Here is a 19,750-nt window from a genome sequence, read left to right as displayed (position 1 = left end):
CATGGTATTCAAGGCTGCCGCCGTCCAGATGTGCTCCGGGGTCGATCCGGAGAAGAATGCCGAAAGCATGGCACGGCTCGTGCGCGAGGCCGCCCGGCGCGGGGCGATCTATGTCCAGACGCCGGAGATGACGGGCGCGGTGCAGAAGGATCGGGCCGGTCTTGCCGCCGTGTTGCGCGACGAAGAAACCGATCTCATTGTCAAAAAGGCGTCTGAGCTTGCCAAGGAGCTCGGCATCCATCTGCATGTCGGCTCGACTGCCATCAAGCTTGCCGATGGCAAGATCGCCAACCGGGCTTTCCTGTTCGGGCCTGATGGCAAGAAGATCACGTCCTATGACAAGATCCACATGTTCGACGTCGATCTCGACAATGGCGAGAGCTGGCGCGAAAGCGCGGTCTATCGTCCGGGCGAGCGGGCGGTCGTCGCCGATCTGCCCTTCGCCAAGCTCGGCTTCGGCGTTTGCTACGACGTACGTTTCCCGCATCTCTTCCGGGCGGAAGCCATGGCGGGGGCGCAGATCCTCACGACGCCGGCCGCCTTTACCAAGCAGACCGGCGAGGCGCATTGGGAGATCCTGCTTCGAGCCCGCGCGATCGAGAACGGTGCCTATGTCATCTCGGCCGCCCAGGCAGGCGTGCATGAAGACGGGCGCGAGACCTTCGGTCATTCGATGATCGTCGGGCCCTGGGGCAAGGTGCTGGCGTCTGCCGGCGGCACGGGCGAGGACGTGGTCGTCGCCGAGATCGACCTCGAAGCCGTGAAGGCCTGCCGGGCGAAGATCCCGAACCTGAAGAACGGTCGCGACTTTGCGCTCGACATCGCGCCTGTGCTTGCCAAGGGAGGCGTCACAGTTTGATCCGCTATTCGCTGTGCTGCGAGAAGGCGCATGAATTCGAGGGCTGGTTCTCGGAGAGTGCCGAATTCGACCGGCAGAAGGCTTCGGGTTACCTGACTTGCCCCGTCTGCGGATCGGCCGAGGTGGGCAAGGTGCTGATGGCACCGGCAGTCTCGACGGCGCGTCAGAAGGAAGAGACCCAGGCACTGGCCGTCTCCGAGGTGCAGAAACAGGCCTTCGTCAAGCTCAAGGAAGCGATCCGGGAGATCCGCGCGAGCAGTGAGGATGTCGGTGAGAAGTTTCCCGAGGAAGCCCGCAAGATCCACTATGGCGAGGCGGAAGCACGCGGGATCATCGGCCAGGCCTCGCCCGTGGAGGTCAAATCGCTGATCGAGGAAGGCATCGAGATCGCGCCGCTGCCGGTCCTGCCTGATGACGTGAATTGACAACCGCCTCGCATCATCTCGCGATCTATAACTTCGGCGTTCATACGGACGCCTATCTCACCGGGTCTGTGCAGGGGTTTTCGCTCAGAGAACCCTTCAACTTCGAGGCTGCAAGCCGTGCGACCGGTTTTGTCGGTCGCTCGGGCTATGCGGGTGAGCCGGGGCCTGAAAGCTGGGGCGAACAGGTCTTTCCACGCTTTCTGAGGGAGATCGGTCGGGAGAGCGGTGTGTCGTCACTCTCGCTCTGGCTCGACATCGAAAGCCTTGTCGCTTTCACCTATGCGGGGGTGCATGCGGATGCCCTGAAGCATGCGCGTCAGTGGAACGAGCGGCAGGCCTGGCCGCCTTTGGTGCTCTTCTGGGTCAAGGCGGGAGAGACACCCGGCTGGAGCGAGGCGGTGCGGCGCTTCGAGGTTCTGGCAGATCAGGGGCCTTGTCCGGACGCCTTCAATTTCAAAAGTGCCTTCACTGCCGACGGTGACCCCTATCTCGTCAATCGAGAGCGCATCAAGCAGCTGACCGCTCAAAATCTCGAAGCGCAGGCCGATCTGATGTCAGCCGTCAAAGCCTTGCCCGTCTGATCAAGGGCTCAGCCCTTGAAACCGTCTTCGTCGAGATAGGCCTGCTCTTCGGGCGTCGTTTTGCGGCCAAGAGCGGCGTTGCGGTGTGGAAAGCGGCCAAAGCGCTCGATCAGATCCAGATGCAGAACGGCCCATTTCAGCGCTTCTGCGTCCCCGGTCTCGTCGCGATGCTTCTCGAAAAGCGAGACGCTGTAGCGCTGGTCTTCCATGTCTTCCGAGTGTTCGAATGGCAGGTAGATAAAGGGCCGCAGGATCGGCTCGACTTGCTTGTCGAAACCTTTGGCCAAAGCGTGATGCGCAATCGTGCGGGCGAGCGGATCGGTTGCATAGGAATGCGCGCTGCCGCGAAAGAGATTGCGCGGGAACTGGTCGAGCAGCAGGAGAAGAGCGAGGGTGCCTTCCGGGGTCTCCTGCCAATCCGACAATTCGTTGCGCGAAGCCTGGAAATGCAGCTCGGCATAGTCCGCTTCGATTTCGGCGTCGAGCGCTTCGTTGCGCGAAAACCAGGCTTCCGGGCCGTGGCGCAGCCAGAAGTCGATGATCGTCTGTGGTGTCGTCATGTCGCCGATCCCGGGCGGCTCGCCAGCATCATGTAGTTGACATCGATGTCTGCCGAGAGGTTCCACTGGTTCTGCAGTGGATTGAAGAAGACACCCTTGGTTTCGAGGATCTGCATGCCATTTGCCGAGAGGGGCCGTTCGATTTCCTCGGGGCGGACCAGCTTCTCGTATTGATGGGTGCCGCGAGGCAGCCAGCGCAGGACATATTCGGCGCCGACGATGGCAAGGGCTGCGGCTTTCAGCGTCCGATTGATGGTAGAGACGAGCATCAGGCCGCCGGGGCGTACCATGGAGGCGCAGGTCGAGAGGAAGAAATCGACGTCGGCAACATGCTCGACGACTTCCATGTTCAGCACGATGTCGAAGGTCTCGCCTTGGGCTGCGAGCGCTTCGGCCGTCACGGCACGGTAATCGACTTCCACGCCGCTCTGGGCGGAGTGGGTCATGGCGATCTTGATGTTCTTCTCGGAGGCGTCGGCGCCGAGCACGCTCGCACCCATGCGGGCAACGGGTTCGGACAGAAGGCCGCCGCCGCAACCGATGTCGAGGATGCGCAGGCCCTCTAGCGGGCGGGGGCTCTTCGGATCGCGGCCATAATGCTCGACCACCTTGTCCCTGATATAGGCAAGGCGCACCGGATTGATCTTGTGCAAGGGCTTGAACTTGCCGGTCGGATCCCACCACTCGGCCGCCATGGCGGAAAAGCGGTCGACTTCGGACTGATCGATGGTGGTGCGGGCCTCTGCACTCATGACGGAACCTCCTGGCGCGTTTGGTCATGAAGTCGTCTCGATGACCTTTAAAGTCAAGGGTGGAGACGTCGCAGGTGCGTCGCCTAAGCGGAACCGGCAGACGCGATCATGCGTTGGTCGGCTAGACAACACTGGTTCGCCGGTTTTGCGCAGACAGGAGATCACCATCATGAAGTCAATCTGGTTCGCTGCAGCACTGGCTGCATCCGCAGGAGGTTTGCCGGCCGTTGCCGAAGCGGCCCCGGCCTTCTCGACGGCCAATGTCAACATGCGGTCAGGGCCCAGCACGCAGTATCCGGCGGTCATCGTGATCCCGTCGGGCAGCCGCGTGAACATTCAGGGCTGCCTCTCCAGCGCCAACTGGTGCGACGTGGCCTTTGCTGGCTATCGTGGCTGGGTTTCCGGCTCCTACCTGCAAACGACCTATTCGCAGCGTCGCGTCAATGTTGGGCCGCAGTATTATCGCCCGCTCGGCATTCCGACCGTGACCTTCAGCATCGGTCGCTATTGGGATGATCATTACCGCAGCCGACCGTTCTATCGTGATCGGGATCGCTGGCGGGATGGTGACGGCTGGCGCGACGATCGTCGTGATCGTGATCGTGATCGTCGCGTCGATAACCGGCGCGACCGCGACGAAGACCGGCGTCCGCGGTAGAACATGCAACAGCAGGAGGACCGCGGCCGGCTTCCACCCGGTCGAATGATGCAGCAGCGTTGCGAACGGGACCCGAGCGCCTGCCGCTAAGGCTATCGACCATCACTTGGAGAGGGAGCGAGACGCTCCCTCTTTCTATTTGGCCATTCGACTGTCGAGGCCGTCGAGGATCCGCTTCGCGAGCGCCGGGTAGTCCCCGTCAAAGTGATGGCCACCCTTGATGCCGATCGTCTCGACCGGTCCGCCGACCAGCTGCTTGCAGGCATCATCTTCTTCCTCCGTTCCGAACATGCACTGAACGATCGACGGATTGATCTTCGCCACGTCTGTCAGCGGATCGGATCCACCACTGTTGCCTGTGCCCAGCCAGCCGGAGACCGAGACCTCGTAGTCTGCCTGATGCGAGAGTGCGAGCAGGCTCATTTGGGTGACGCGCGGTTTTAGCTTTTCGGGCAGGCCATTGTAGGCGGCGGGTAGGATGTCTGCGCCGAAAGAATAGCCGATCAACAGCACATGCTTCACCTTCCAGCGCTTCTCATAGGTGTGGATGATCGTGGCGAGATCGGCGGCTGTCTGTTCGGGTGTCTCTTTCGTCCAGAAATAACGCAGCGAATCCACGCCGACGACAGGGATTCCGGACGACTGGAGATGGGTGCCGACCTGGCTGTCGAGGTCGCGCCAGCCGCCATCCCCGGAATAGATCACGGCCATCGTGTCACGGGTCGGCACAGCGTCGAGGACAGTGAGCGGCAGACCGAGCGGCGTTTCGGTGGCGTTGCCGGCGGCGATCAATTCGTCGATGGTGTCGGAGAAGGATTTCGACGGATCGCTGCCGACGTCGCGCTGGTCTATGTCCGGATGGCTGGTTTCGAGCGCTGCCACTTGGGCGCGGGCATCGGCCTTGGCTGCCGGACTGAACAGGACGGTTGCGGGATCGGGCAGGTCGCCCGGGGTGAGGCCGTAGATCATCCTGTCGCCGACAACCTTCTTCTCCGCCGGGGTGCAGAACTGTTTGGTGAGGGGGATGCCGGCCTCGGGATCGAGGGCGAGCGTCTGGCCGATCGTCGCCTTCGGTGTCTGGGCGAGGATGGCAAGCGCGAGAGCGCCGCCTTCGCCGCGACCTGCGATGATGGGCGGGAGGAGATTGGAATTTCCGGCCCTGCGCTGCAATTGGTGGGCAAGTGCCTCGATATCCGAAACCGTGTAGATGCAGTCGCCTTTGTCCTGCGAGAGGGATGCGATGTATTTGGGTGTGTCGATGCCGACGACGATTGCGCCATTGGCTTGGAGCCCTTCCGCTTCCAGCTGGTCTGACGGCTGCCATCCTGGTGCATCGGAGAGCAGCACCACGAGCGCCTGGGGATCACCGTCGGGCATGAGAGTGAGGGGCGAGGGGATCATGCCGGTGTCGAGCGGGGGACCCTCCGCATAGGCATTGTGCGGGATGAGGTGCGTGAGAGCCGCGAGGAGAGGAAGAGCGAGGATGGTCGTCCGCAGCAGGAATTTCATTTCTTCACTACGCCTTTCAGGCCGCCGCCGATCAGCAGTGTCGCGTCGAGCAGGGCCAGTACGGGATTGAGACCACCGGCGACCGCAAGGTAATGCGGCTGCCAGTCGGGATGGAATTTGGACTTGAAGGCGCGAAGGCCCTTGAAGTTGTAGAAGCGTTCGCCGTGTTCATAGAAGGTGTTGGCGACGCGGTCCCAGACAGGGGCGACCTCGCGGCGTGAGAGACCGGAGAGCGGCGCCATGCCGAGGTTGAAATGGCGGTAGCCCTGATCGCGGAGCGTCGTCATCAGTCGGACGAAGAGGAAGTCCATCGCGCCTTTCGGGGCATCCGGGGCGAAGCGCATCAGATCGATCGAGGCTTCCTCGCGGGTGTCCGTCAGAAGCAGATTGGCGAAAGCGACGATGCGGCCTTCGTGGCGCAGGATGGCGACCGGTTGTGCTGTCATGTAGGCATCGGTGAAGGCGCCGAGGGAAAAGCCCTTCTCCTTCGCCCGGTGATGGTCGAGCCAGGCGTCGGAGATCTGGCGGAGATCATCGATTATCGGAGTGACACTCTCCGTCCGGATGATCTCGAAGGTGAGCCCGTCGCGCTCGCCCTTGGCAGCGGTCTGGCGCAGGCCTGCCCATTTGCCGCCCTTGAGGTCGAAGCGCTGGAGATCGACCACGGCCATTTCGCCGAGTTTGAACGCCTTCATGCCGGCATCGGCAATGACCGGCAGGATGGCGGGTGACGCCTGGTAGAAGACGGCGCGGCATCCGCTCGCGCGGGCTTTCTCGACGAACTGCCAGACGAGTTCGTCGCGAGAGGCTTTCGGCCCGATCGGATCGAGAAACGCGATCAGCGAGCGCCCCTGACGTCCGTACATGAGGAAGGCTTCGCCATCGGGCGAGACCATTACCGACTTGTCGCCGGTGCGCACGAGATTGGCGTCGGCCACGTCGTTCCGGTCTGAAATGGCGACGGCTTTGGCCAGTTCTTCCTCTTTTGCGGGACGGATGGCCGGGGCTGCCGGGCGCATGAGGCTGAAGAGGCAGATGCCCATGGCAACCACGGTGAGGCCGAGCATGGCGCGCAGCGAGCGCGGCGCTTCGGCATCGAAGGCGAACTGCCACCAGAGCGCATGGCTGTATTCGACATCGCGATAGACGAAGAGCAGCACGATGATCGCGCCGCCAATCAGGACGGCGACGGCGAGCAGCCAGGAAGACGTCAGCGCCTGGCCGAGAGACGCCTTGCGATGAAACAGCCGGCGGCTCGGCAGGAGCGCGAGGACCAGAATGGCCAGAAGGGCCGCTTCATAGATGGCGACCGCCTTGGCAAGCGACAGGACCAGAGCGAGCAGCGCGATAACGAGGGCGCCCCACCAGGCACCGTCCAGTCTCTGGGCGAGGCCGCGGGCGACGATGACCAGCATCAAGCCGAGAATGCTGGCGAGGAAATGCGCACCTTCGACCACGGGGAGCGGCAGGAACCTGGCGAGCAGGTCGAGATTGTCGCCGGGCGTCGGCGTGACGCTCGACAGGACGAGCATGGCGCCAAGAACGAGGGCGAGGGCCGCGAGAAGGGTCGGCGCAAGGCGGCCGGCAGTTCTTGCCGCACCCGATGCCAGCGGGCTCGATTTCAGCCGCTGCAATTCCGTCACCGTGACCAGGAGGATCGCGATGACGAGCGGCAGGACATAGTAAATCGCGCGGTAGACGACGAGCGAGGCTAGCAAGGCATCGGCCGGTACCTCGGAGCCGAAGGCGGCGAGCATGACGGCTTCGAAGACGCCGAGACCTGCCGGTACATGGCTGACGACGCCGATGCCGATGGCAACCGCGAAGACAACGAAGAAGGCCGGCCAGGAGATCTGCGCTTCTGTCGGCAACAGAGCGTAAAGTACGGAGGCGGCGAAGGCGACGTCGAGAACGGTCACCAAGAATTGCCGCGACAGGGTGCCGGTATCGGGAAGGTTCAGCGTACGGCCGGCAATCTTCAGACGGCCGCGCCGGGCGATGCCGAGAAGCAAGAAGATCGCGAGCAGGATCACGGTGCTGACCGTCGCAAGCGTCTCGGAGGTCATGCCGAGGAGCGGCGCGATTTCGCCCGCCATCGGTATCAGGCTTCCGGTGGTCAAAATTGCGAGGCCAAGTGAGAAGGAAAGCGTGACGAAAGCGATGATGCGGCCGATTTCATCCGGTGAGAGGCCGGCGCGGGAATAGGCGCGGTACCGGATCGCGCCGCCCGACAGGGCTCCGAAACCAGCGACATTGCCGACGGCATAGGCGCTGAAGGCGGTGAGCGCGACTTCCGGCCAGGGGCGCTTGCGGTCGATGAACGAGAGTGCGTTCAGGTCGTAGAAGCAAAGCGTCAAGAAGCTCAGCATGGTGAAGATGATCGCAAGTGCGATCGAGGCGGCGCTCGTCGCGGCCAGCGACCGCAGGACATCCGCGTAGCTGACCTCTTCCGTCAGTCGGTAAACGGCATAGCCGACGGCGGCGAAGACGACGAAAGCCATGATCGCTGCGATCGACTTCGCATGCCTGTTGAAGAAAGAGGGCGGCGGGAGCGTGTCACCCTCGAGAGCCTCGGGAAATTCGTCTGCAACTTTCATGACGCCCTGTCCGGTATCGGTCGACCCGTATGCGACAGCCCAGCCTCCCAGCCTGAGCGTCGTGTCATGGTTGGCTCCCGAATTCGATCCAAATTATGGCAGGGTTCCAGGGGCGTTGCTGCATCGAAAAAACCGCGCTTTACCGTACCGTTTGGGGGGCAAGTGGCCGTTGCGCCCCGGGAACATATAGACTAAAAGCCCCGCAACCTGAGGCTTTCCGCCCAGGTCGGTGTTTCTGTGCCGGGGTTCCGGCGTCTTTCAAGGGCATATGGTTCAAGTCTATGGCTCGCATCGTCATGAAGTTCGGCGGAACATCCGTCGCCAATCTGGATCGCATCTATAACGTCGCGCGCCATGTGAAACGCGAAGTCGATGCGGGTCACGAAGTGGCCGTCGTCGTCTCGGCCATGTCGGGCAAGACCAACGAGCTGGTCGACTGGGTGCAGAATATGCCCAAGGTCGCCGGCGCCGCTTCGCCGTTTTACGATGCGCGTGAATATGATGCCGTCGTGGCTTCGGGCGAACAGGTGACTGCTGGCCTGCTGGCGATTGCGCTCCAGTCGATGGACATTAATGCGCGCTCCTGGCAGGGCTGGCAGATCCCGATCAAGACCGACAACGCTCATGGTGCGGCTCGCATCCAGGAGATCGACGGCACCGAGATCATTCGCCGCATGGGCGAGGGCCAGGTGGCAGTCGTGGCCGGTTTTCAGGGCATCGGCCCTGATAACCGCATCGCGACGCTCGGCCGTGGTGGCTCGGATACCTCGGCCGTTGCGATTGCCGCTGGCGTGAAGGCCGACCGCTGCGACATCTATACCGACGTCGATGGCGTCTACACGACCGATCCGCGCATCGAGCCCAAGGCGCGTCGCCTGAAGAAGATCGCGTTCGAGGAAATGCTCGAAATGGCCTCGCTCGGCGCCAAGGTGCTGCAGGTCCGCTCCGTCGAACTCGCCATGGTACACAAGGTCCGCACCTTTGTGCGCTCCAGCTTTGAAGATCCCGATGCGCCGGGCATGGGTGATCTGATGAACCCGCCCGGTACGTTGATTTGCGATGAGGAAGAGATCGTGGAACAGGAAGTCGTCACCGGTATTGCCTATGCCAAGGATGAAGCCCAGATTTCGCTGCGTCGTCTGGCCGACCGGCCGGGTGTTTCCGCTGCGATCTTCGGGCCGCTGGCCGAATCCCATATCAATGTCGACATGATCGTCCAGAACATCTCGGAAGACGGTTCGAAGACCGACATGACCTTCACCGTGCCATCTGGTGACGTGGACAAGGCGCTCGCCGTTCTCGGCTCCAACAAGGAGAAGATCGGCTTCGACGTCGTCCAGAGCGAGAAGGGTCTCGTCAAGGTTTCCGTCATCGGTATCGGCATGCGCAGCCATGCAGGCGTTGCCGCGACCGCCTTCCGGGCGCTGGCCGAGAAGGGCATCAACATCAAGGCGATCACAACCTCCGAGATCAAGATCTCGATCCTGATCGACGGCCCCTATGCCGAGCTTGCGGTTCGCACTTTGCATTCCTGCTACGGTCTGGATAAGAATTGATTCCTGAGAGCGGACTCGCGTGACCCGACCCCTGAAAAGGTAAGGGTAACAATCCGCTGACCAATGGGAAGTGGAGCAAAATCGGGATGAGAGACCTTTCTGCGGGTCCCCGCGTCCTCCTCAAGCGGCTGCGCGAATTGATGGCGGAGCCGCTCGAGCCGCAGGAGCGACTGGATCGGATCGTTCGCCAGATCGCGAACAACATGGTCGCAGAGGTGTGCTCCGTCTATGTGCTGCGCTCCGACGGCGTTCTCGAACTCTATGCGACCGAAGGTCTGAACAAGGACGCTGTTCACCTGGCGCAGCTGAAGATGGGTCAGGGTCTCGTCGGCACGATCGCGGCCTCTGCCCAGTCGCTCAATCTTTCGGATGCCCAGGCGCATCCGGCCTTCCGTTACCTGCCGGAAACCGGCGAAGAGATCTACCACTCCTTCCTTGGTGTGCCGATCCTGCGCGCCGGGCGAAGCCTCGGCGTTCTCGTCGTGCAGAACAAGGCGCAGCGCAATTATCGCGAGGACGAGCTCGAAGCGCTCGAAACGACTGCGATGGTGATTGCGGAAATGATCGCCACCGGCGAGCTCAAGAAGATCACTCGTCCTGGCCTCGAACTTGATCTGACACGACCCGTTTCGATCGACGGCGACAGCTATTCCGAGGGCATCGGCCTCGGCTACGTCGTGCTGCACGAGCCGCGCATCGTCGTCACCAATCTTTTGAACGAAGACAGCGAGACGGAAATACGCCGTCTGGCAACGGCGCTCGGATCGCTCCGCATCTCGATCGACGACATGCTGTCGCGGCGCGAGATTTCCATGGAAGGCGAGCACCGCGACGTGCTCGAAACCTACCGCATGTTCGCTCATGATCAGGGCTGGGTGCGGCGCATGGAAGAGGCGATCCACAACGGCCTGACGGCGGAAGCTGCGGTCGAGAAGGTGCAGAGCGACACCAAGGCGCGCATGATGCGCCTCACCGATCCCTATCTGCGCGAACGCATGCACGACTTCGACGATCTCGCGAACCGCCTGCTGCGCCAGCTCACCGGCTTTTCGCCGCACAGTGCTGCCGAAGGCTTCCCGAACGACGCGATCGTCTTTGCCCGCGCGATGGGGGCGGCAGAATTGCTCGACTATCCGCGTGCGAATTTGCGCGGCCTCGTGCTCGAAGAAGGCGCCGTCACCAGCCACGTCGTGATCGTTGCGCGCGCCATGGGCATTGCGGTCGTCGGCCAGGCGGCGGGTGCCGTGGCGCTCGCTGAAAACGGTGATCCCGTCATCATCGATGGTGACGACGGCAAGGTGCATGTGCGCCCGGTCGCCGACCTGCAGAAGGCCTATGAGGAAAAGGTCAAGCTCCGGGCCAAGCGGCAGGAACAGTTCCGCGCGCTGCGCGATGTCGAGCCTGTCACCAAGGACGGTCACCGGATCAAGCTGCAGATGAATGCGGGCCTTCTGGTCGATCTGCCGCAACTGGCCGATTCCGGTGCCGATGGCATCGGGCTGTTCCGCACCGAGTTGCAGTTCATGATTTCCTCGACCATGCCGAAGGGCGAGGAGCAGGAGAGCTTTTACCGCAGTGTGCTGAAACAGGCCGCTGGCAGTCCGGTCACCTTCCGCACGCTCGATATCGGTGGCGACAAGGTTGTTCCCTATTTTCGCTCCCAGGAAGAAGAGAACCCGGCGCTTGGCTGGCGGGCGATCCGCCTGTCGCTCGATCGGCCGGGACTTTTGCGCACGCAGCTGCGCGCGCTGTTGAAGGCAGCCTCCGGCGCCGAGTTGAAGATGATGCTGCCCATGGTCACAGAGGTCTGGGAGATCCGGGCCGTGCGCGAACTGATGCAGAAGGAGATCCAGCACATCTCCAAGTTCGGCCATCAATTGCCGAAAAAGCTGCAATTCGGCGCCATGCTCGAAGTGCCGGCGCTGCTTTGGCAGCTCGACGAGCTGATGGACGAGGTGGATTTCGTCTCGGTCGGATCGAACGACCTGTTCCAGTTTTCCATGGCCGTGGATCGCGGCAATGCCCGGGTCTCGGACCGCTTCGACGTGCTCGGGCGGCCGTTCCTCCGGATCCTCAGGGATATCGTTCGGGCCGGAGAGCGTAACAAGACGCCGGTGACGCTGTGCGGTGAGATGGCGTCGAAGCCGCTTTCGGCCATGGCTTTGCTCGGCATCGGCTTCCGTTCGATCTCGATGTCGCCGACCGCGATCGGTCCGGTCAAGGCAATGCTGCTCGGTCTCGACATCGGTCAGCTCTCCGAGGTTCTGATGGCTGCGCTTGACGACGACACCCCGGGCGTGTCAGTGCGCGACCTGCTCCTTCGCCATGCGGAAGAGCACAACATCCCCGTCTGACTTTGACGACTGACCTTGGAGTGAAGGGTGGCGAAGCTTCCTGTCGAGAAAATGCGCGAACTCGAACGCCGCTTCGGCGAGATCGAAGCGCGAATGTCTGCGGGACCGGCAGCCGACGTCTATGTGAAGCTCGCATCGGAATATTCAGAACTCGAGCCGGTCGTGAAGAAGATCCGCGAATACCAGGCAGCGATCGACGAAGCCGACGGCTTGCGCGCCATGCTGTCCGACAAGGCGACAGACCGGGAGATGCGCGAGCTCGCGGAGATGGAGCTACCCGAACTCGAAAGCCGGATCGAGGCACTCGGAGACGAGATGCAGATCCTGCTCCTGCCGAAGGACGCGGCCGACGAAAAGAGCGCGATCCTCGAAATCCGCGCCGGAACCGGCGGGTCCGAGGCAGCACTCTTTGCCGGTGACCTGTTCCGGATGTATGAGCGCTTTGCCTCGACCAAGGGCTGGAAGGTCGAAGTGCTCTCCGCCAGCGAAGGGGAAGCCGGCGGCTACAAGGAAATCATCGCCACGATCAGCGGTCGTGGCGTGTTTTCCAAACTGAAGTTCGAGTCCGGCGTACACCGCGTGCAGCGCGTGCCGGAGACTGAAGCGAGCGGACGTATTCACACCTCTGCAGCAACCGTTGCAGTGTTGCCTGAAGCCGAAGACATCGACATCGAGATCAAGCCTGAAGACATCCGGATCGACACGATGCGCGCCTCGGGTGCCGGTGGCCAGCACGTCAATACGACGGACTCGGCCGTGCGCATCACGCATTTGCCGACCGGACTGATCGTGACATCCTCGGAGAAATCACAGCACCAGAATCGCGCCAAGGCCCTGCAGGTACTGCGCTCGAGGCTTTACGACATCGAACGGCAGAAGCTGGACAGCGAGCGATCGGCCAACCGCAAGAGCCAGGTTGGTTCGGGCGACCGCTCCGAGCGTATCCGCACCTATAACTTCCCGCAGGGGCGCGTGACCGATCACCGGATCAACCTGACACTCTACAAGCTCGACCGGATGATCGAAGGCGATCTCGACGAAATGCTGGATGCGCTGATCTCGGATTACCAGGCCGGGCAGCTTGCGCAGCTGGGCGAAAACCAGTGATGGACGCCGCGCCCTCGGCTAAGTCTCTGATCGTGGAGGCGCGGCGGCGATTCGAGGCGGCCGGATTGGACGATGCTGCTGGTGATGCGCGGGTTCTTGTCTGTGGCCTTCTCGAGCTTAGCCCCACGTCCCTGTTGCTCGAGGATGAGAAGCCGGTTTCATCCGAAGGCGCGGCACGGGTGGAGGCGGGCGTACTTCGGCGGCTCGCTCGCGAACCGGTCCATCGTATCCTCGGCCGGCGTGAATTCTACGGGCTCGATCTCGCGCTGTCGGCCGGCACGCTCGAACCGCGACCGGATACGGAAATCCTGGTTGACGTTATCCTGCCACATCTCAACTCTATGGTGGCGCAAGGTCGCAAGCCGAGACTTGTCGATCTTGGAACGGGAACCGGAGCAATCGCGCTTGCGCTGCTTCACGAATGTCCCGAGGCCGAGGCTGTCGGGATCGATATCTCCGAAGATGCCTTGAAGACAGCCGCTGACAATGCCGAGCGCAACGGGCTGGCGTCACGGTTTGCCACGCTGGCAGGTCCCTGGTTCGACAAGACGACCGAACGCTTCGACCTCATCGTTTCCAATCCGCCCTATATCCGCAGCGATGTGGTCAAGGGACTGGAACCGGAAGTAACCAAGTTTGATCCGATGGCCGCGCTGGATGGTGGTCCGGATGGGCTCGACGCCTATCGCGCGATTGCCGAGGGCTCGTCGAGACACCTCGAAGATCAAGGGCTCATCGGTCTGGAGATCGGTTTCGACCAGCGCGAGGACGTAACGCAAATATTTGAACTGGCAGGTTTTTCCCTTGTCGAAGAGCGCCGCGATTACGGCGATAACGACCGTGTCCTGGTGTTTGCGAAGCGGCTTGATTAGCGCCTTTGCTGCGGCTGCTAAGGATAATTACGGGAAACATAGAAAAAGGCTTGGTTTTCCGGATGAAGCGTAATAGTTTGCGGGCACGCAACGGGCGGCGGGGAAAGAACGAAGATTCGTTCGCGACTGGGCCGGCTTCGAAAAAGGTTCGCTGTCGAACTCGGCGAAGCACGACGGGACTGTTGCGTACTCAGTAAACTCGACTTTCACCAGCGGCGAGCAAGGCGAGAGCGCGGTCTGTCGGCGGCGCGTGGAGACTTGGTCCGGTTCAACCAGAGCCAATGACGTTGCCCTTTATCAGCACAACAAAGACATTCAGGTGAATCATCTATGAGGCCAGGACAGCAGAATAAGCGTGGTCGGGGGCGTAACAACAATGGCGGCGGTGGCGGCGGCGGTGGAAACAATTTCAACCGCAAGGGCCAGAACCCGCTCACCCGGACCTATGACAGCTCCGGCCCCGATGTGAAGATCCGCGGCACCGCCCAGCACATCGCCGAGAAATATTCCACGCTCGCTCGCGATGCCCAGAGCGCCGGCGACCGCGTCATGGCGGAAAACTACCTGCAGCACGCCGAGCACTATAACCGCATCATTGCGGCCGCTCAGTCGCAGATGCAGGAACGCTTCCAGCGTGACGACCGCGATGGCGGCGACGACCGACAGGACTACAACGAACGGGACGGCGAAGATTTCGACGGCTCGGACGACAATGCCGCCCAGGGCAGCGAGCGTCCGCAGCAGCAGGCCCCGCAGCCGCAGCAACAAAACCGTCAGCAGCACGAGCGTCGTCAGCGGGAGCCGCGCGAGCCACAGGCCCAGCCGCAGCCGCAGGCGGAAATCGCCGGTACGGGGCCGCAGCCGGTCATCGAAGACATGCCGGTGGAAGCCGCAGCCGCTGCTGCCGAGAGCCAGGCGGAAGCCGGTGCCGAGCGCCAGCCGCGCCGTCGCAATGCCGGCAACCGTCCGCGTCGTCAGCCGCGCCGCAGCGCTGCCAGTGATGAAGGCGGCGAAGGTGGTGAAGCTGGCGAAGGTGGAAACGGCGACGGCGGCGAAGCACCCGCTCTTGCCGAAGCCGCTTCGGAATGAGCTTTTCGAGCTCGATTTGACGATTGCAAAACTCCGGGCTCAGACCCGGAGTTTTTCGTTTATCTGCCTCTTTAAAGGGCAAAATCCCGCTCCCATATCTCGGTCAGGGGAGCGGTTTCCGCTCCGGGGTCCGCCGCTTCCGGGGACCTCATCCACACCAACCGACCTGTGCCGATTGCGGGCAGGGCGGGGAAACGGAGAGTGACTATGAATATCGAGAAATATTCCGAACGCGTGCGCGGTTTTCTGCAATCGGCGCAGACCTATGCCCTGTCGGAAGGGCACCAGCAGTTCACACCCGAACATGTGTTGAAGGTTCTGCTCGATGATGAGCAGGGCATGGCCTCCTCGCTGATCAGCCGTGCTGGCGGTGATGCCAAGGCCGTGCGGATCGCCAATGATGCAGCCCTTGCCAAGCTGCCCAAAGTGTCCGGGGGCAATGGCCAGGTCTATCTGGCGCAGCCGCTTGCCAAGGTGTTTTCGACCGCAGAAGACGCGGCCAAGAAGGCCGGCGACAGCTTTGTCACTGTCGAGCGTCTTCTGCTGGCGCTTGCGATCGAGTCTTCCGCTTCTACTTCGGCTTCGCTGAAGAAGGGCGGCGTGACTGCGAATGCGCTCAACCAGGTGATCAACGAGGTCCGCAAGGGCCGGACCGCTGACGGCGCCAATGCCGAAGCGGGCTTCGACGCCTTGAAGAAATATGCGCGGGATCTGACGGCTGAAGCGCGCGAAGGCAGGCTCGATCCGGTCATCGGACGTGACGACGAGATTCGGCGCACGATCCAGGTTCTGTCGCGTCGCACGAAGAACAATCCCGTTCTGATCGGCGAACCCGGCGTCGGCAAGACGGCGATTGCCGAGGGTCTGGCGCTGCGCATCATCAATGGCGATGTGCCGGAAAGCCTGAAAGAGAAGAAGCTGATGGCACTCGACATGGGTGCCCTGATTGCCGGTGCCAAATATCGCGGCGAATTCGAGGAGCGGCTGAAGGCCGTGCTCAACGAGGTGCAGGCCGAAAACGGCGAGATCATCCTGTTCATCGACGAGATGCACACGCTTGTTGGTGCCGGCAAGGCCGATGGCGCCATGGATGCCTCCAACCTCCTGAAACCGGCGCTGGCGCGCGGTGAACTCCACTGCGTCGGCGCGACCACGCTCGACGAATACCGCAAGCATGTCGAAAAGGACCCGGCGCTTGCCCGGCGCTTCCAGCCTGTCATGGTCGAGGAACCGACGGTCGAGGATACGATCTCGATCCTGCGCGGCCTGAAGGAAAAGTATGAACAGCATCACAAGGTGCGGATCTCCGATTCCGCTCTGGTTGCTGCCGCGACGCTCTCGAACCGCTACATCACCGACCGCTTCCTGCCCGACAAGGCGATCGACCTGATGGACGAAGCCGCCTCGCGGCTCCGGATGCAGGTGGATTCCAAGCCCGAAGAGCTCGACGAACTCGATCGCCGCATCATTCAGCTGAAGATCGAGCGCGAAGCGCTGAAGAAGGAAACCGATGCGGCCTCCGCCGACCGGCTCGCGCGTCTTGAGACCGAGCTCACCTCGCTTGAGGAAGAGGCGGATGCACTGACGGCCCGCTGGCAGGCGGAAAAGCAGAAGCTCGGCCTTGCCGCCGATCTCAAGCGGCAGCTCGACGAAGCCCGCAACGAGCTTGCGATCGCGCAGCGTCAGGGTGAATTCCAGCGCGCCGGCGAACTCGCCTATGGCGTGATCCCGAAGCTCGAAAAGGAGCTGGTGGATGCCGAAGCGCAGGATGGTTCGGCCGCCGGCAACATGGTACAGGAGGTGGTCAACCCCGACGGCATTGCCCATGTCGTCTCGCGCTGGACCGGTATCCCTGTCGATAAGATGCTGGAAGGCGAGCGCGACAAGCTGCTTCGAATGGAAGACGACCTGGCCAAATCGGTCGTCGGTCAGGGGGATGCGGTGCAAGCGGTGTCGCGTGCGGTGCGCCGTGCGCGTGCCGGTCTGCAGGATCCGAATCGGCCGATCGGCTCGTTCATCTTTCTCGGCCCCACCGGCGTCGGCAAGACCGAACTCACCAAGTCGCTTGCGCGCTTCCTGTTCGATGACGAGACGGCCATGGTTCGCCTCGACATGTCGGAATACATGGAGAAGCACTCGGTCGCCCGGCTGATCGGAGCGCCTCCGGGCTATGTCGGTTACGAGGAAGGCGGAGCGCTGACGGAAGCGGTGCGGCGCAAGCCCTACCAGGTCGTGTTGTTCGACGAAATCGAGAAGGCACATCCTGACGTCTTCAACGTTCTCCTTCAGGTGCTCGACGACGGGCGTCTGACGGACGGGCAGGGCCGGACGGTCGACTTCAAGAACACGATCATCATCATGACCTCGAATCTCGGGGCCGATTATCTGACCAGCCTCGGCGAGGATCAGGATGTCGACCAGGTTCGTGAGCAGGTGATGGACGTGGTCAAGGCCTCGTTCCGACCGGAATTCCTCAACCGTGTCGATGAGATTATCCTCTTCCACCGGCTGCGCCGGACGGAGATGGGCGCGATCGTCGATATGCAGATGAAGCGGCTTTTGTCGCTGCTTTCGGAGCGCAAAATCCGCATCGATCTCGCTCCGGACGCCCGCGCCTGGCTCGCCGACAAGGGTTATGACCCGGTCTATGGTGCTCGTCCGCTGAAGCGGGTGATCCAGAAATACCTGCAGGACCCGCTCGCCGAGCAGATCCTCTCCGGTCAGGTGCTCGATGGATCCGATGTGACGATCGAGGCGGGCAGCGACCGGTTGTTGATCTCTCCAAAGGCTTCGGTGAGCGCTGCGGCTTAAGCCCAATCGCTTCGTCTGCACAAAACCAAAACGGCGGTCCTTGTGGGCCGCCGTTTTTCGTTTGTCCGACGCGCTGATGGTTCAATTCACCGGCTTGCGACCTGGGCCGGGCGTCCACCGGTTTGCAACAGGGTGTCGATACGCTGGCGCTCCTGCTGGAAGGCGGCAAGTGCTGTGCCTTCGAGCGCCTTGCCACCCGGCAGGCGGACCTTCATCGCGTCGACCTTCGTGCCGTTGACGATCAGTTCGTAATGTAGGTGGGAGCCGGTCGATGCGCCGGTCGAGCCGACGAAGCCGATCACCTGGCCCTGAGTGACCTTGGCGCCGGGTACGACTCCCTTGGCGATGCCGCTCTGGTGATTATAGGAGGTGACATAACCATTGGCATGGCGGATCAGCGTCTGATTGCCGTAGCCGGATGCCCAGCCGGCTTTCTCGACGACGCCATTGCCGGCGGAAATGATCGGCGTGCCGCGCGGAGCTGCCCAGTCGACGCCGGTATGCATGCGCGAGTAACCGAGGATCGGATGTCGGCGCATGCCGAAGCCGGAGGTGAAGCGGCCGTTCGGAACGGGGTTTCTCAGCAGGAACTGGCGGATCGATTTGCCGTTTTCGTCGAAATAGTCGATCGATCCGTCTTCGGGATCCTGGAAGCGGTAGAACTGGGTGATCGAGTCGCCGAAGCGGGCGCGCACATAGAGGAGATCGCTGTCCTCGGTCGCGCGACCTTCATCGTCGGTGACGGAGAAGATGGCTTCGAGCATGTCGGTCGGCTTCAACTGTGCCTGGAAATCGACATTGGCGGCGAGAAGCCGGATGACCTGGGCCGTCAGATCCTGGTTCATCCCGTAGGACAGGGCAGCGCGATAAATGCCGTCATAGACGCGTGGCAGATCGCGGCCGGACATCAGCGCCGGCTGGGAGGTCTCGAAGGCACCCGCCACGGCATCGAGTTCCGGCGGTTCGGCACCCTCGACGAGGCGGCCTACGTCATTGACGGCCATCGTCACGATATGATCGGCCCGGTGGTAGAGGGAGAAGCGCACAAGGCGGACCTCTTCACCACGCTGCAAGAGCCCGACGCGGATCACGTCGCCCTCGACGAGCTCGTCGCCCTTCATGAAAGGCGCCAGTGCCTTGCCGACATCCTCGGCCTTGGACTCAGGGTAGCCGGCGGCCTGCATTAGCGCGGCCACCGATTGCGGTCGTCGGACCGGCAGGATGTCGTCGGCATATTCCGGTGTCATCGGTGTGATGATCTCCGGTTCGGCAACGCTCATGTTTTCTTCAACGATGCGCGCGGCCATGCCGACGGAGAGATCGAGCCCCGTTTCCTCGGCATCGAAGCGACGCGGATCGATATAGTAGAGGGCCGCGACCTGGGCATTGCCGTCGGTCAGCACGGAGCCGTTCGAGCGCACATTCTCTTCGACCTCGTCGAAAGTCATTTCGCCGGCCAGTGGCTTGTTCGGAACCGTCGGAAAAGGGCTCGACTTCAGGATGACCTCGGACTCGACATCCGAACCATAAAGCGAGCCGGTGCGATTGGCGACCGCCGGGGGCGTGTCGTCGGTGGCGAAGATCGCCAGCGGGTCGAAACGCGGATAGCGCTCCTGATTGGCATAGTCGGCAGCAAGAACCATCTTCACATGGGCGAAGGGCAGCTTGCGGACCACCTCGCGCTCACCGTCCTTGAAGACGGTTGGCACGTCGAGAATGGCCTTGTCGACCGGGCGGGCGGCGATCTTGGGGGCGAAGATCCTGTCGCCACGCATGGTTTCCTCGGCGGAACCGTCGCCGAGATCGGGCGGCACCACGGCAAAGGCTTCGGCCGGGATGGCGAGCTGCTGGCGGCCGTCGAGTGCGGCAAACAAGGCAACGCCCATCAGAATGCAGGAGGTGATGCCGGTGAGGAAGGTGCCGGACAGCCAGCGCAGGGAGATCTCCCGGCGATCGGGCGCACGAAGACCGTCGGCCAGGATCGGAGGCTCACCACCAAGCGAGCGCATCAGGTCGCGGT

General features: G+C 62.4%; 14 protein-coding genes and 1 pseudogene (1 of these 15 running past the window's edge). 10 read left to right on the top strand and 5 right to left on the bottom strand.

Going from position 1 to position 19,750, the window contains the following annotated elements; all coding sequences use genetic code 11:
• The first annotated feature begins 1 nt into the window (after position 1).
• From D4A92_RS04155 to D4A92_RS04145, 3 genes are read left to right on the top strand one after another with little or no spacing between them, the layout of a single operon-like run.
• Entirely contained in the window at positions 2-859 is an 858-nt protein-coding gene (locus D4A92_RS04155) for a carbon-nitrogen hydrolase family protein (RefSeq protein WP_006728741.1), read from the top strand.
• Complete coding sequence (locus tag D4A92_RS04150) at positions 856-1,284, top strand: DUF1178 family protein (protein WP_006728740.1); 429 nt, start codon at positions 856-858, stop codon at positions 1,282-1,284. Before D4A92_RS04155 ends, D4A92_RS04150 begins: the two co-directional genes overlap by 4 nt.
• Positions 1,281-1,865: a DUF3291 domain-containing protein gene (locus D4A92_RS04145; protein WP_203018305.1), complete on the top strand. Its 585-nt coding sequence runs from the start codon at positions 1,281-1,283 to the stop codon at positions 1,863-1,865. Before D4A92_RS04150 ends, D4A92_RS04145 begins: the two co-directional genes overlap by 4 nt.
• An 8-nt stretch (positions 1,866-1,873) precedes the next feature.
• Here D4A92_RS04145 and D4A92_RS04140 read toward each other — a convergent pair whose 3' ends face one another.
• On the bottom strand, positions 1,874-2,425 hold the full coding sequence (locus tag D4A92_RS04140) for a DUF924 family protein (protein WP_203018303.1): 552 nt from the start codon (positions 2,423-2,425) through the stop codon (positions 1,874-1,876).
• The gene (gene ubiG / locus D4A92_RS04135; RefSeq protein ID WP_203018301.1) at positions 2,422-3,177 is read right to left on the bottom strand and encodes a bifunctional 2-polyprenyl-6-hydroxyphenol methylase/3-demethylubiquinol 3-O-methyltransferase UbiG; all 756 of its coding nucleotides are present in this window, start codon (positions 3,175-3,177) and stop codon (positions 2,422-2,424) included. The genes D4A92_RS04140 and ubiG overlap by 4 nt, the downstream gene beginning before the upstream one ends.
• 169 nt (positions 3,178-3,346) lie before the next feature.
• Between ubiG and D4A92_RS04130 the strand changes: the two are divergent.
• Positions 3,347-3,832, top strand: a pseudogene (locus D4A92_RS04130) (SH3 domain-containing protein); the annotation flags it as partial.
• Between the two features lie 138 nt (positions 3,833-3,970).
• On the opposite strand, the gene D4A92_RS04125 reads toward D4A92_RS04130, so the two are convergent.
• Both D4A92_RS04125 and mprF read right to left on the bottom strand, forming a co-directional pair.
• The gene (locus D4A92_RS04125) at positions 3,971-5,344 is read right to left on the bottom strand and encodes a virulence factor family protein (RefSeq protein WP_203018299.1); all 1,374 of its coding nucleotides are present in this window, start codon (positions 5,342-5,344) and stop codon (positions 3,971-3,973) included.
• A complete protein-coding gene (gene mprF / locus D4A92_RS04120) occupies positions 5,341-7,941 on the bottom strand; it encodes a bifunctional lysylphosphatidylglycerol flippase/synthetase MprF (RefSeq protein WP_203018298.1) in 2,601 nt (866 codons plus the stop codon). Before mprF ends, D4A92_RS04125 begins: the two co-directional genes overlap by 4 nt.
• 281 nt (positions 7,942-8,222) lie before the next feature.
• Between mprF and D4A92_RS04115 the strand changes: the two genes are divergently transcribed.
• From D4A92_RS04115 to clpB, 6 genes are all read left to right on the top strand, one after another.
• The gene (locus D4A92_RS04115; protein WP_148167934.1) at positions 8,223-9,497 is read left to right on the top strand and encodes an aspartate kinase; all 1,275 of its coding nucleotides are present in this window, start codon (positions 8,223-8,225) and stop codon (positions 9,495-9,497) included.
• Between the two features lie 86 nt (positions 9,498-9,583).
• Entirely contained in the window at positions 9,584-11,851 is a 2,268-nt protein-coding gene (gene ptsP, locus D4A92_RS04110) for a phosphoenolpyruvate--protein phosphotransferase (protein WP_203018297.1), read from the top strand.
• 27 nt (positions 11,852-11,878) lie between these two features.
• Positions 11,879-12,958 (top strand): peptide chain release factor 1, encoded by a 1,080-nt coding sequence (prfA, locus tag D4A92_RS04105; protein WP_203018296.1) that lies wholly within the window; start codon positions 11,879-11,881, stop codon positions 12,956-12,958.
• Entirely contained in the window at positions 12,958-13,830 is an 873-nt protein-coding gene (gene prmC / locus D4A92_RS04100; protein ID WP_203018295.1) for a peptide chain release factor N(5)-glutamine methyltransferase, read from the top strand. Before prfA ends, prmC begins: the two co-directional genes overlap by 1 nt.
• Positions 13,831-14,160: 330 nt before the next feature.
• On the top strand, positions 14,161-14,919 hold the full coding sequence (locus D4A92_RS04095; RefSeq protein WP_203018294.1) for a DUF4167 domain-containing protein: 759 nt from the start codon (positions 14,161-14,163) through the stop codon (positions 14,917-14,919).
• Positions 14,920-15,126: 207 nt separating this feature from the next.
• On the top strand, positions 15,127-17,730 hold the full coding sequence (clpB, locus tag D4A92_RS04090; protein ID WP_203018293.1) for an ATP-dependent chaperone ClpB: 2,604 nt from the start codon (positions 15,127-15,129) through the stop codon (positions 17,728-17,730).
• Between the two features lie 86 nt (positions 17,731-17,816).
• Here clpB and D4A92_RS04085 read toward each other — a convergent pair whose 3' ends face one another.
• A protein-coding gene (locus tag D4A92_RS04085) for a M23 family metallopeptidase (protein ID WP_203018291.1) crosses the window boundary here: on the bottom strand, positions 17,817-19,750 show its 3' portion. The gene runs 10 nt beyond the window's last position; 1,934 of the gene's 1,944 nt are visible here — the last part of the coding sequence; its start codon lies off the right edge, out of view; the stop codon is at positions 17,817-17,819.

Source organism: Rhizobium rosettiformans (assembly GCF_016806065.1).
Classification (GTDB): Bacteria; Pseudomonadota; Alphaproteobacteria; order Rhizobiales; family Rhizobiaceae; genus Allorhizobium.
This window is presented reverse-complemented; position numbering and strand designations above follow the sequence as displayed.

Bases quoted from the DNA above. Each gene is read 5' to 3' on its own strand.
- D4A92_RS04155 (WP_006728741.1), top strand. From the start codon at position 2: ATGGTATTCAAGGCTGCCGCCGTCCAGATGTGCTCCGGGGTCGATCCG.
- D4A92_RS04140 (WP_203018303.1), bottom strand. From the start codon at position 2,425: ATGACGACACCACAGACGATCATCGACTTCTGGCTGCGCCACGGCCCG.
- ubiG (WP_203018301.1), bottom strand. From the start codon at position 3,177: ATGAGTGCAGAGGCCCGCACCACCATCGATCAGTCCGAAGTCGACCGC.
- D4A92_RS04125 (WP_203018299.1), bottom strand. From the start codon at position 5,344: ATGAAATTCCTGCTGCGGACGACCATCCTCGCTCTTCCTCTCCTCGCG.
- mprF (WP_203018298.1), bottom strand. From the start codon at position 7,941: ATGAAAGTTGCAGACGAATTTCCCGAGGCTCTCGAGGGTGACACGCTC.
- D4A92_RS04115 (WP_148167934.1), top strand. From the start codon at position 8,223: ATGGCTCGCATCGTCATGAAGTTCGGCGGAACATCCGTCGCCAATCTG.
- ptsP (WP_203018297.1), top strand. From the start codon at position 9,584: ATGAGAGACCTTTCTGCGGGTCCCCGCGTCCTCCTCAAGCGGCTGCGC.
- prmC (WP_203018295.1), top strand. From the start codon at position 12,958: ATGGACGCCGCGCCCTCGGCTAAGTCTCTGATCGTGGAGGCGCGGCGG.
- D4A92_RS04095 (WP_203018294.1), top strand. From the start codon at position 14,161: ATGAGGCCAGGACAGCAGAATAAGCGTGGTCGGGGGCGTAACAACAAT.
- clpB (WP_203018293.1), top strand. From the start codon at position 15,127: ATGAATATCGAGAAATATTCCGAACGCGTGCGCGGTTTTCTGCAATCG.